Annotated in this window: 8 protein-coding genes; 4 read left to right on the forward strand and 4 right to left on the reverse strand. The window is 72.7% G+C overall.

The features are described 5' to 3' along the window. Positions 1-49: 49 nt before the first annotated feature. A complete protein-coding gene (locus ACIP5O_RS05615; RefSeq protein WP_401288945.1) occupies positions 50-1,789 on the reverse strand; it encodes a stealth family protein in 1,740 nt (579 codons plus the stop codon). 60 nt (positions 1,790-1,849) lie between these two features. Between ACIP5O_RS05615 and ACIP5O_RS05620 the strand changes: the two genes are divergently transcribed. Further along, complete coding sequence (locus ACIP5O_RS05620) at positions 1,850-3,541, forward strand: glycosyltransferase family 2 protein (protein WP_401288948.1); 1,692 nt, start codon at positions 1,850-1,852, stop codon at positions 3,539-3,541. Next, complete coding sequence (galE, locus tag ACIP5O_RS05625; RefSeq protein ID WP_401288950.1) at positions 3,538-4,524, forward strand: UDP-glucose 4-epimerase GalE; 987 nt, start codon at positions 3,538-3,540, stop codon at positions 4,522-4,524. Before ACIP5O_RS05620 ends, galE begins: the two co-directional genes overlap by 4 nt. A 91-nt stretch (positions 4,525-4,615) precedes the next feature. Here the strand turns inward: galE and ACIP5O_RS05630 are convergent, their stop codons facing one another. The 3 genes from ACIP5O_RS05630 to ACIP5O_RS05640 all read right to left on the reverse strand — a co-directional run bounded on the left by ACIP5O_RS05630 (position 4,616) and on the right by ACIP5O_RS05640 (position 10,362). Next, positions 4,616-5,746 carry a glycosyltransferase gene (locus tag ACIP5O_RS05630; protein WP_401289352.1) on the reverse strand — a complete coding sequence of 377 codons (1,131 nt, stop codon included), beginning with the start codon at positions 5,744-5,746 and terminating at the stop codon, positions 4,616-4,618. Positions 5,747-5,835: 89 nt separating this feature from the next. Continuing rightward, entirely contained in the window at positions 5,836-8,706 is a 2,871-nt protein-coding gene (locus ACIP5O_RS05635) for a CDP-glycerol glycerophosphotransferase family protein (protein ID WP_401289355.1), read from the reverse strand. A gap of 111 nt (positions 8,707-8,817) precedes the next feature. Next, positions 8,818-10,362 carry a hypothetical protein gene (locus ACIP5O_RS05640; RefSeq protein WP_401288953.1) on the reverse strand — a complete coding sequence of 515 codons (1,545 nt, stop codon included), beginning with the start codon at positions 10,360-10,362 and terminating at the stop codon, positions 8,818-8,820. A gap of 241 nt (positions 10,363-10,603) precedes the next feature. Between ACIP5O_RS05640 and ACIP5O_RS05645 the strand changes: the two genes are divergently transcribed. Continuing rightward, positions 10,604-11,599, forward strand: coding sequence for a glycosyltransferase family 2 protein (locus ACIP5O_RS05645; RefSeq protein ID WP_401288956.1), 996 nt, complete (start codon positions 10,604-10,606; stop codon positions 11,597-11,599). Continuing rightward, entirely contained in the window at positions 11,599-12,099 is a 501-nt protein-coding gene (locus tag ACIP5O_RS05650) for a GtrA family protein (RefSeq protein ID WP_401288959.1), read from the forward strand. The genes ACIP5O_RS05645 and ACIP5O_RS05650 overlap by 1 nt, the downstream gene beginning before the upstream one ends. Positions 12,100-12,132 lie beyond the last annotated feature (33 nt).

Consider the following 12,132-nt stretch of genomic DNA (forward strand, 5'->3'; position numbering starts at 1 on the left):
GGCCGGACGGGGAAGCCCCCTTCTTTCACGGCACGGGCCGCACGGGTTCCTACCGCCGCTTCTCGAACGGGCTCGGCACCGGGAAGTACGCCTCCAGGAAGGGGGTGATCAGGTCCTTCTGCTCGGTCACGTCCTGCCCGGTGGAGACCGTGTCGTTGACGCAGAAGACGGCCTTGTCACGGTGGGCGAGCAGCCGGCCGAGCCGGGTCTCCGTCCACGGGTGCGTCAGGTCCAGGTAGGAGTACGGCAGCTCGGACGGCACCGCGCGCCGGGTGTGGAAGGCGTAGTAGTGGTGCAGCGAGGACGCGATGGAGATGTCGTCGATGCTGCGGAAGCGGCTCGCCTCGGTGTGCCGGTACTCGGCGGCGAACTCGGACTCGATCTCCGTCAGCACGCTGCGGCTCAGGGCGTGCGGCATGTGCTTCATCTTCTGGACGAGGACGGAGCCGTAACGCTCCTCGATCAGGCGCCGGTTGTTCTTGCCGGCCGCCGCGACCGGCGGGTCGTCGGCGGTCTTCTCGCCGAGCGGCACCAGGGCCGGGGAGGGGAAGAACTTGGTGAGGCCGTTGGCGAGGAAGAAGTCCTTGGGCGTCACCTCGTTCCCGAGCATCACGTCGTCGTTGAAGTAGAGGAAGTGCTCGGAGAGCCCCTCGATGTGGTGCAGCTGGGACTCGATGGCGTGCGAGTTGAAGGTGGGGAGCAGCTCGGAGGAGCGGAAGATCTCCTCGTGGGAGACCACCTTGATGCCGGGCACGCCGGTGTCCAGCCAGTCGGGGGTCTGGTCGGCAGTGACCAGGTAGATGGTGCGCACCCACGGCGCGTACATGTGCAGGGAGCGCAGCGAGTAGCGCAGCTCGTCGCGGCTGAGGTAGCGGGCGGCGTTGGCCGCCTCCGCGTGGTAGCCCTCGCCGGAGAACTCGGCGCGCCGCCGCAGCCAGGCGGGATCGGCGCCGTCCACCCAGGTGTAGACGACGTCGACGGGGAAGGTGACCTCGTCGGTGGGGACCACGGCGGTGCCCGCGCGCGCGGGCACCCGGGCGGCGTCGGCCGACTCGCGGGGCGCGAGGCTGGTGAAGTACGACTCCGGGACCGTGACGGTCTCGCCGCGCGGAGGCAGGGCCGCGACGATCCGGCCGGCCCGGGGGGCCGTCAGCTCGCCGTCCTCCTCCTGCCAGAACTCGACGTCGCAGCCGTACCGGATGCCGAGCTTCAGCAGGTGGGTGGGGTCGGTGTGGTACCAGGTGAGGCGCAGCACCCGGGCCTCGCGCAGCCGCTGCCAGGTGGCCGGCTCGAAGCCGGGCAGGGACTCCTCGCGCACCGGACCGGTCCCGTTGACCGCGGTGGCGTAGCCGGGCAGCCGGTTGCAGGCGTCGGCGAGCGCGGTGAGGACGGCGGCGCGGTCCTGCTCGCGCACGGCCACGACGGCGGCGGTCTCCGACCGGCCGCGCACGCAGAAGTGTTCGATCCCCGCCCCGGACAGGGCGGTCAGCACGGCGTCGAGGTTCTCGCGGCGGGCCCGCAGCGGAGTGATCCCCCCGGAGACCAGGGCGACCTTCGACTCCCGCTCGACGGTGACCACCGTGCGGTCGGGCCCGGCGGTGAGGGCCTCGTAGCGCTTGGCGACCCGGCCGCTGCGCAGACGCTCGGCGGTGGCCGTGCCGTTGGCTATGCGCATCTTGAGCCGGCGGCGCATGTCGGCGTCGACCTGCGAAACGATGGCCCGCCTCACGCGTTCCGGTACGGCTCGGCGGTAGACCCCAAGCAGCCGGGGTGCCTCGGGATTTCGCACAGCGGTCGACTCCTTGAACGTGTTCGAACGGAAATGTGAACACGCCCAGTATGCCGGGTGATGGGGAGGCCGTTCGGGTGTCGAAGGTCCCGTACCATCACCGTTGTGAGTAGCATCACTTCCACATGTGTGGCAGGAAAGCTCGGAGTTGTGGTAATCGCACACAATGACGAGGTGCTGGTGGGGGACGCCATCCGGTCCGTGCTCGACCAGGGTCCCGTGGTCGCGGAGGTCGTGGCCGTCGACGACGGTTCGAGCGACGGGACGGCCCGGGTCCTGGACGAACTGGCCGCCCTCCACCCCCGCCTCCGCGTCGTCCACCGGCCGGAGAACAGCGGCGGTTGCGGCACCCCCCGCAACGACGGCTTCCGGGCCGTCACCGCCCCCCTGGTGATATTCCTCGACAGCGACGACGTCCTGCCCGACGGCGCCGCCGACGCCCTCGTGGCGGCCGCCGAGCGCCACGGCGCCCCCGTCGTGGTCGGCGCCTGCGTGCGGCGGGAGCTGCCCGAGGGCCGCGACGTGCGCTGGCAGCCCGCGCTCTACCACGAGTCCGCCGTCCTGGAGACCGCGGCGGACCTCGCCCCGCTCGTCCACGACACCCTCTGCGTCAACAAGGTCTACGACCGCGCCTTCCTCGCCGAGCACGGCATCCGCTTCCCCGACGGCCGCTGCGTCTACGAGGACTTCCTCTTCACCGCCCGCGTCCTGGCCGCCGCCCCGCGCGTCGCGGTCGTCCCCGACACCGTCTACATCTGGCACGTGCGCCGGGCCGCCGCCCGCCCGTCGATCTCCCTCGACCGGGACGGCATCGCCAACTGGCGGGCGCGGATCGCCGCCCACCGCCTCGCCGTGGAGACCTTCGAGCAGGCCGGCCGCACGGGGCTCGCCGCCGCCTGCCGCACCAAGTTCCTCGCGCACGACCTGCGCATGTACGCCCGCGACCTGCGGTCCCACGACGCCGAATACCGCCGCGCCTGGTGGGCGCTGGCCCGCGAGCACCTCGGGACCTTCGGCGAGGAGGCGATCGCCGCCGCGCCCCCCGCCGCCCGCTGGGCCGCCCGGCTCGTCCTGGCCGCCGAGGAGCCCCGCGACCTGGAGCGGCTGTCCCGGCTCGCCGCCGACCCGGCCCGGCTGCTCCCGCCGTATGCCCGCAAGGGTGACGCGCCCGTCTGGTCCGACGACCTCCCGGTGGAGCTCGACGGCGCGGACACCCTGCCCCTCGACGTGCTCCCGCCGCTCGTCGACGGCGAGCTGCGCACCAGAGCGGCCGGCGGCGGACTGCGGTTCACGGTCCGCGACCAGTACGGACGGCTGCGCGCGAACCCGCCCCGTACCGTCCGGATCGGCTTCCTGCCCCGGGGTGCCGACACGCCCGTCCGCACGGCGGAGAGCACGCCGGCGGAGACGGCGGGCGGCTGGTCCGGCCGGGTCCCCGCCGGACTCACCGGCCTGGCCCGGGAGGGCCGCCGCCGGGGCAGCCGCGGGGTCCAGCTCTGGGACCTGCGGGCCGAGGTGACCTGTGCGGACGGCACGTCCTTCACGACGGCGCTCCGGCTGCCGGAGGACCGGCAGCGTCGGTCGGCCGTGCCGAGCAGCCGGTACGGTGTACTGCTGGTGCGGCAGTACACCACGGCGAACGGCTCGCTGGCGGTACGGCTCGCACCCGGGGCCCGCGACGGGCTCCGGGCGGTCGGATCGAAGCTCCGCAGGATCCGCCGCGGTCCTCGGCGAAAGGGGTTTGGGGCATGACTTACCTGATCACCGGCGGTGCCGGTTACATCGGCTCCCACGTGGTCCGCGCCATGACGCACGCGGGCGAGCGGGTCGTCGTCCTCGACGACCTGTCCACGGGGTACGAGGAGCGGATCCCCGAAGGCGTCCCCCTGGTGGTCGGCTCCACCCTCGACCGCGAGGTGCTCGACCGGACGATCGCCGAGCACGGCGTGACGGGCGTCGTCCACCTCGCCGCCAAGAAGCAGGTCGGCGAGTCCGTCGAGCTGCCGCTGCACTACTACCGCGAGAACGTCGTCGGCCTCACGGTCCTCCTGGAGGCCGTCGCCGCCGCGGGCGTGCGCAACTTCCTCTTCTCCTCCTCCGCCTCCGTCTACGGCATGCCGGACGTCGACCTCGTCACCGAGGAGACCCCGTGCCTGCCGCTGAGCCCGTACGGCGAGACGAAGCTGGCGGGGGAGTGGCTGGTCCGCGCCGCCGGCGCTGCCCACGGCATCTCCACGGCCTGCCTGCGCTACTTCAACGTGGCCGGCGCCGCGACCCCCGAGCTGGCGGACACCGGGGTCTTCAACCTGGTCCCGATGGTCTTCGAGCGCCTGGACGCGGGCGAGTCCCCGCGGATCTTCGGCGACGACTACGACACCCCCGACGGCACCTGCGTCCGCGACTACATCCACGTCGAGGACCTGGCCGACGCGCACCTGGTCGCCGCGCGCAAGCTCGCGGAGTGGGCCGGGGCGGGCGAGCCGCGCGACCTGACGGTCAACATCGGCCGCGGCGAGGGCGTCTCCGTCACCGAGATGGTCGCCCTGATCAACGAGATCACCGGGCACACCACCGAGTCCCTCGTCACCCCGCGCCGCCCCGGCGACCCCGCCCGGGTCGTGGCCTCCGCCGACCGCATCGCCGCCGAGCTGGGCTGGAAGGCCCGCCACGACGTGCGCGAGATGATCTCCTCGGCCTGGGCCGGCTGGGTCGCGCGCCGCGGCGCCACGGTCTGACCGGAGCACGGCGGGAACGATCGGGACGACCGAGGGGCCGGGGAGACGAACTCCCCGGCCCCTCGGTCGTGTCCCGGTCGTCCCGGGGCGCTCAGCGCTCCAGGAACGCGAAAAGCTCCTCCCAGCGGTCGGTGATCCGGTCCGGGGCGTAGCGCCGCACGTTCGCGAAGGCCGCGTTCCCCAGACGGTTCCGCAGCTCCTCGTCCGCGATCAGGGCACTGATGTGGCCGCCCAGCTCCACCGTGTTGCCGAGCCGGGCCAGCAGCCCGTCCTCGCCGTCGCGGATGATCTCCCGGACCCCCGGCGCGCAGTCGAACGCGGCGCAGGGCACCCCGGCGGCCATGGCCTCCAGGAGGGTGATCGGAAAGCCCTCGGCGCGCGAGGCCTGGGCGAAGACCGAGGCCTCCGAGAGCGCCCCGAGGACGTCGTCCGTCCGCCCCCGCCACTCCACCGAGCCGTCGAGCCCCAGGGCGGCGGTGTGCCGCAGCAGGCTCTGCTCCTCGTCCCCGGCGCCGTAGATCCGCAGCTTCCAGTCGGGATGGCGGGGCGCGACCTCGGCCCAGCTGTCGAGCAGCATGTCCATGCCCTTCTCGTGCGAGAGGCGCCCGACGGAGACCACGACCTTCCCGGTGCGCGGCACCGGCGCCGGGGGCACGAAGGGCAGGGCGTTGGGCAGGTGGCCGACGTTGTCCATGCCGGCCCGGATCCACCGGTCGGCGTCGCCCGGCGTGAGCAGGAGCAGCCGGTCGACGTCCCGGTAGTGCCGCTTCATCCGGGCGAGCCGGGAGCTGGCGGCGCTGGCGGCGTACGACTCGTGCCCCATGCCGATGACGAGGAGCCCCCCGGTGTCGGCGAGCGCCACCCACTCCATCGCCCACACCTGGGTCACGATCACCACGGCGCCGGGCCGGGCGGCGGCGAACAGGGCCGTCATCCGGTCGGCCCGCTCCCGCATCCCGGCCGCCCGGACCGCGTGCCGCCGCCGCTCGACGGCGTTGAGCCGGCCCCTGACCCCGCGCAGGGAGCGGACCTGCGGCGGGTGCTCGTCGTACAGCGTGGTGGTGGCGTACGGCAGCGGGCCGGGGAAGTGGTGGCGGCGCCCGGCGGGGGCCGGGGTGATCCCGATGACGTGGACCCGGTGGCCCCGGCCGGCGAACTGCCGGGCCATCTGGTGCGTCCAGGTCGTCACGCCGCCCGTCTCGTCCACGCTGTTGGAGACGATGAAGACGTCCCGCCCGCCGGACGCGGCGGTCCGGCGGGTCGCCCCCCGCTCCTGCTGGCGCGCTTCCGGTGCCTCGTGGGCCTGCTGGGTCACTTCCCGCTCCCGGTGAAGAACGTGTCGACGATCCGGCGCGCCGCGTCGCCCCGGTCGTACTCGCTGAATGCGGCGTTGAACCGGCGCCGCGCCGTCGCGTACTTGGCGTCGGCCTCGTCCCGCAGGCCGGCGACCACCTCGAAGAGCCCCTCCTGGTCGGCCACGACGGGGCCGGGGGCGTGCTCCTTCAGGTCGAAGTAGGTGCCGCGGTTCTCCCGGGCGTACGCCTCGTAGTCGTAGGCGAAGAAGACCATCGGGCGGTCGAGCAGGCCGTAGTCGAACATCACGGACGAGTAGTCGGTGATCAGCCCGTCCGCGAGGGCCAGGAGGGGCGTCACGTCGTGGAGGCCGGAGACGTCGAGGATCCGCCCCCGGACCGACGGCGGGAGCGTGACGCTGTTCAGGTAGTGCGTCCTGATCAGCAGCGTGTGGGTGTCGCCGAAGCGCTCGGCGAACTCCTCGACGTCGAAGGGGAACCGGAAGGGGTGCACCTTGCCGCCCGGCTGGGCGCGGAAGGTCGGCGCGTACAGCAGCACCGGCCGGTCCGGGTCGAGGCCGAGCTCGGCCGCGAGCGGTCCCCGCTCCCTGACCCCCGTCTCCGCCTCCCGCTCGCGGACCCGGACGAGCTCGTCGTTGCGCGGGTAGCCCACGGGCAGCAGGACCTCGTCGCGCAGCCGGAACGCCCGGCCGAGGGTGCGCCGGTCGTGCTCGCCCCGGATCAGGAAGTGGTCGAAGCGGTCCAGCGCCTTCCGGAAGGTCTCCTGGGCGGCCGGGCCGCGCGACTTGGTGTGCGGCTCGTCGAAGCCCATCCGCTTGAGCGCGGTCCCGTGCCAGGTCTGGATGTAGGTGGTGCCGGGGCGCTTGGCCAGGCGCAGCGGGAACCCCTGGTTGTCGATCCAGAACTCGGCCTGCGCCAGCGCCCGCAGGTACTGCCGGCTCCAGCGCTTCACCAGGACGGCGTCCTCGGGGAAGCCGTCGGGACGGGCACCGGCGTAGGACCAGACGGCCTCGAAGGGGACGCCCCGCCGGCGCATCTCCTCGTAGATCGCCCGGGGGCTGTCGCTGTACTGCTTCCCGAGGTGGCTCTCGAAGACCACGAGCCCCTTGCGGATCGGCAGCCTGCTGTACAGCTCGTGGTAGACGCGGAGCTTGTTCTCGCCCGACCTCAGGTCCCGCTTGGCCTTGAGCAGGCGGCGCAGCCCGGTCTTCGCCACCCCGGCGGCGCGCCCGTGCAGGGCGCCCTCGATCGCCGCCGAGGTGCGCACGGCGGCCCTGCCCTCGGCGGTCAGGACGTACGACAGGTTGCCCTTCTTGGTGATCTGCGGGACGAAGCGGTCGGAGACCAGCTGCGTCAGCCGGGGGCGGACCCGCAGGGGGCGGGCCTCGTCGAGGGGGACGCTGCCCGCGGAGACCCGGGTCCTGAGCCGCCGGCCGTCCACGGTGAGGATCAGGCGCACGTCCCAGACGGCGTCGATGACGCCGAGGGGGCGGACCGTGCGGGCGACGTCCACCCGCCCCTCCCACTCGATCCGGTCGCCGGCGTGGCGGACCGCGGCGACCGGGACGCGGACGGTCCTGCCGCCGACGCTGCGGCGGGCCGAGAACTCCAGCTCGGCGCCGATCTCCGCCTCCGGGGTGATCCGGCCCAGCGGGTTGACCACCTCCCCGGCGAGGCTGACGACCCCGTCGGTGCCGGAGTACGAGGTCAGCCGGTTGCCCAGGGCGAACGACGTCAGCGCCCTGGTGTCGTGGCCGGCCGCGGTGACGTCCAGGATCCGGCGCCCCCGCTCGGTGTCCAGGTGCTCGGCGCACCAGTAGATCCGCCCGTCCCGCTCGGCGAGCGGGGTGGTGAGCCGGCCCGGGTTGGTGAGCGCGTCGGTGGCCCGGAGCAGGTTCGGCCAGTCCTCCTTGCTCAGCAGGTAGGCGCAGACGGCGTGCAGGGGCTGTACCTCCTCGTACGCCCGCGGGTCGATCTCGGCGAGGTAGCCGTTGGCGAGCGCGGCGAACTCGCGCCGGTAGTCCTCGCCGAGCAGCGGCAGGTCGCGCAAATGGAGGACGAGGTCGTGCTTGAGGAACTTGATGTCCTTGCGGTACTTGAGCTCGTCGTGCCCCTCGCCCTCCAGGAGGGCGTCCACCCGGCGGTGGATCTCCATGCGGTGCGCGAAGTTGGCGATCTCGTGGCGCCGGTTGCTGATCGACTTCGCCGCGGCGCCCTCCTGCACGTTCCAGTGGTAGACCCGGTTGGGGATCAGGGTGATCCGGCGGGCGGCGACGTAGGCCCGCGCCGAGAAGAGCAGGTCCTCGTAGTGGATGCCGACCGGGAACTCCAGGTCCCGTTCGAGCAGGAACGCGCGCCGGTAGCACTTGTTCGTCGACAGGGTGTCGAAGACCAGCAGATCGGGCAGCTCGGTGATCGAGTCGATCGTCCGGGTGCCCGCATAGAGCCAGGGGTACCACTCGGTGGTCTTGCGGTGGCGGCTGTCCAGGTGGACGCGGACGCACAGGCCGGAGACCAGGTCGGCGCCGGTTTCCTCGGCGGCGGCCAGCATGTTGCGGCAGGCGTTGCGCTCCAGCACGTCGTCACTGTCGAGGAACATGACGTACGTGCCGGTGGCGTGCCGGATGCCGTGGTTGCGGGGCGCCCCGCAACCACCGCTGTTCCGGGGGAGCTGGAACGCCCTGACACGGTCCGGGTGTTCGGCGGCGAGCGACCGGGCGACCGCGAAGGTGTCGTCCTTGCTGCAGTCGTCGACGATGACGACCTCGACACCGTGCAGCGTCTGCTCCAGCACCGACCGTACGGCCGTCGGCAGACGCTCTGCGTCGTTGTAGGCGATGACGACCACGGAGACGTCAGGCACTTGTATCTCGATTCACTTGTCTTTCCTCCACACGCCCCCAAACTACCTGGTGTTCACGATCCGTCACGTTGTGTCACCTTCGCCGTTGTGTTCGACCGGAAGCGGGCGGGCCGCCGCTCAGGGCCGGTTCAGCCGGTCCACGCCGTAGTGGGCGGCCGCGCACCGGGCGGCCCAGTCCCGCTCGTACACCGGGGTGAAGAAGGGCTCCGCGAGCCCGCCGATGAACAGCGGACGGTACGTCACCTCCCGGGCGCCCGCGGCCGCCTCCGCGCGGATCCGGGCGTCCTGCCGGTCCCACGCGAGGCTGCGCGCCACCGCCTGCGTGGTCATCGTCCGCACCGGCGCCACCAGGGCCGCCGTGCACGCCACGGCGACCGCCCCCGCCACGACGACGACCGCGAGACGCGCGGGCCGGGTCGCGAGCCGCCGGCCGGCCCGGTGGCCGAGCCAGGTCCCGTACCCGCAGAGGGCGATCAGGAACGGCACGAGGAAGCTGGTCCACGTGCGCGCGTACGTCCAGCCGCTCTCCCCGTAACCGCCGCGCAGACCGTACGCGGCCACGAGGCTCCCGAGCGCGATCAGGGGGACCGGCAGGACGGCGAGGACCAGGACCGCCCGCTTCGGGAGCCGAACGCCCGTCGCCGGGCGCGGGGGAGGGGCGAACGCCAGCACGAGACCGAGGAGCACCCCGGCGGCGAGGGCGCCCGCGTACGCCCACTGCCCGCCGATCGTCTCCCACATCCTGGCCCAGTCCCGGAGCGTCTCCCCGGCCTCCTCCAGGGTCAGGGGCCGCTCCGGCTGCTGGGCGCGCCGCCAGCGGGCGCCGGGGGAGGTGGAGAGCAGCACCAGGCCGATCAGGAGCCCCGCGCACCAGGCGGCGCACCAGACCGACGCGAACCGGTCACGGGCGAGGCCGAGGCGGGGGAGGCCGAAGCGGGGGAGGCAGAGGACGCCCGCCGCCGCGGCGATCAGCCCGGACATCGCGACGAAGGGCTCGCTGAGGGTGCCGGCCGCCGTGCCGAGCACGACCGCCGAACCGACGGCGGCGCCCCGGGCCCACCGGCGGCGGCAGCGGACCGCCCACACCGCGCCGAGCACCGCCCAGACGCCGAGGACGCACGGGAACGTGTGGGAGATGGTCGCCGGCGCCCAGAGCAGCACCTGGTACGAACGGGTCCCCGCGAAGAACAGCAGCGCCTCCAGGACCAGGACCGCAGCCGCGCCCGCCACCGCGGGGAACGGCAGGCGCAGCGCCCGCAGCACCTCGCGGGCCAGCAGGAAGACCCCCGCGCCCAGCGCCACCACCAGGAAGGCGGGCAGCAGCTTCGGCCCCCGCATGCCGTCGGAGTAGACCAGACCGGTCAGGAAGGCGTTGGCGACGCGGCCGTTCTGCGTGAGGTAGAAGTCCGAGGTGATCCCCAGGACGCCCATGTCCCGGGCCTTCCAGAGGGCGCACCAGTCGTCGGACGTCGGACGCACGTAGAGGCCGAGGAAGGCGCCGACCGAGAGCAGCGCCGCCGCTCCGGCGGCGACGACGAGCGCGACCCCGCCCGGCACCCGGGACGGCCCTCCCGCCCCCGTCGCGCCGCCCGCCGCCTCCCGCTCCTCCGGCGCTCCCGCCCCGTCGCCCTCGCCGCGTTCCGAGATGGTGGTCCTGCTCACCGGTGTCTACTCCCCCCGGCCGGAGGTCGCCCCTACGGGTGACCAGCGAGTGAAAATGCCACGTACAGCAATACCTTCCCCCCATGCTTTGCTGCATGGACGACATGCCGACCCGGGGCGGCCACTCGGAGGACGCCGGTCGGTTACCGCCACCTCGTACCTTGGCCGCGCTGCTCGAAGACGAGTTCGGTGGTGGTCCTTCAGGACGTACGCTTGCCCATCCCTCTGGAGTGACCGTTCCATGACCAGGCTTTCCGTCGTCGTCCCCTGCTTCAACGAGGAGGACGTCGTCGAGCGGTTCGACGCGCGGATGCGCCAGGCGCTCGACGCCCTCCCGGTCGGCTACGAGATCTGCTACGTGGACGACGGCAGCTCCGACGGAACCCTGGGCAAGCTGCGCGAGATCGCCGCCCGGCACCCGCAGCGCACCCAGTACGCCTCCTTCAGCCGCAACTTCGGCAAGGAGGCCGCCATGCTCGCGGGCCTGCGCAAGTCCACCGGTGACGCCGTGGTCATCATGGACGCCGACCTCCAGCACCCGCCCGAGCTGCTCGGACGCATGCTGGACCTCTACCACCAGGGCCACGACCAGGTGATGGCGCGGCGCACCCGCGACGGCGACAAGAAGGTCCGCAGCGCCCTCAGCCGCTTCTACTACCGGGCCGTCAACCGCTGGGTGGACGTGGAACTCACCGACGGCGTCGGCGACTTCCGGCTGCTCTCCCGCCCCGCCGTCGACGCCCTGCTCTCGCTGCCCGAGTACAACCGCTTCTCCAAGGGCCTGTTCTCCTGGATCGGCTTCGACACCGCCACCTTCGACTACCAGAACGCCGCGCGCGAGGGCGGTGAGACGAAGTGGAAGTTCAGCTCCCTGGTCAACTACGGCATGGACGGGCTGATCTCCTTCAACAACCGCCCGCTGCGCATCGCCCTCTGGCTCGGCATGATGCTGACCGGGCTCGCCGCCGTCTACGCGGTCTGGGTGACCGCCGCCGCCCTCTCCCAGGGCGTCACCGCCCCCGGATACGTCACCCTGGTCGCGATCATCGTGGGGCTCGGGGGCGTGCAGATGGTGATGCTGGGGCTGATCGGCGAGTACATCGGCCGCATCTACTACGAGACCAAGCGCCGCCCGCACTTCCTCGTGAAGGAGACCCACCGCTCCTTCGGCCGCGCGGCCGCCGAACGCGCCGCCGCCGAACGCGTCCGCGTCGCCACCACCGAGCGTGAGCGCTGATGGGGGCGGAGAACGACGGGGGGAGCGGCCCCGCCGAGCAGGCGCGGGCGCATGCGCGGGGGCGGCGGGCGCGGCTCGCGGAGATCTTCCGCTTCGCCCTCGTCGGCGGAGTCAACACCGGTACCTTCTTCGGGTGTTACCTGCTCCTCCACCCGTGGATGCCGTACTTCGCCGCGTACTCCCTCGCCTTCCTCCTCAGCATGGTCGGCTCCTTCTTCCTCAACACCTACTTCACCTACCGCACCCGCCCCACCTGGAAGAAGTTCGCCCTCTTCCCCCTCACCAACGTCACCAACTACCTGGTGCAGAGCGTCGGCCTGTACGCGCTCGTCACCTGGGCCGGAATGGACGACAGGATCGCGCCACTCGTGGCGGCCGTCGTCGCGATCCCCTTCACCTATCTGATCTCCCAGCGGATCCTGGTGCCCCGCGGCAGCGGCCGGGGTCCGGCCGGTCCAGGGAGCGAAACCGACGAGCGGCAGCCCTCCCGGCTCGCGTAGATTGCCTGGCAGCCGCGGCGCCCAGCGCGCGGC

The sequence above is a fragment of the Streptomyces sp. NPDC088915 genome (genome assembly GCF_044749825.1).
Lineage (GTDB): Bacteria > Actinomycetota > Actinomycetes > Streptomycetales > Streptomycetaceae > Streptomyces.

Excerpts from the sequence above, each read along its gene's own strand:
- ACIP5O_RS05620 (WP_401288948.1), top strand. The coding sequence starts at position 1,850 with ATGGGGAGGCCGTTCGGGTGTCGAAGGTCCCGTACCATCACCGTTGTG.
- galE (WP_401288950.1), top strand. The coding sequence starts at position 3,538 with ATGACTTACCTGATCACCGGCGGTGCCGGTTACATCGGCTCCCACGTG.
- ACIP5O_RS05645 (WP_401288956.1), top strand. The coding sequence starts at position 10,604 with ATGACCAGGCTTTCCGTCGTCGTCCCCTGCTTCAACGAGGAGGACGTC.
- ACIP5O_RS05650 (WP_401288959.1), top strand. The coding sequence starts at position 11,599 with ATGGGGGCGGAGAACGACGGGGGGAGCGGCCCCGCCGAGCAGGCGCGG.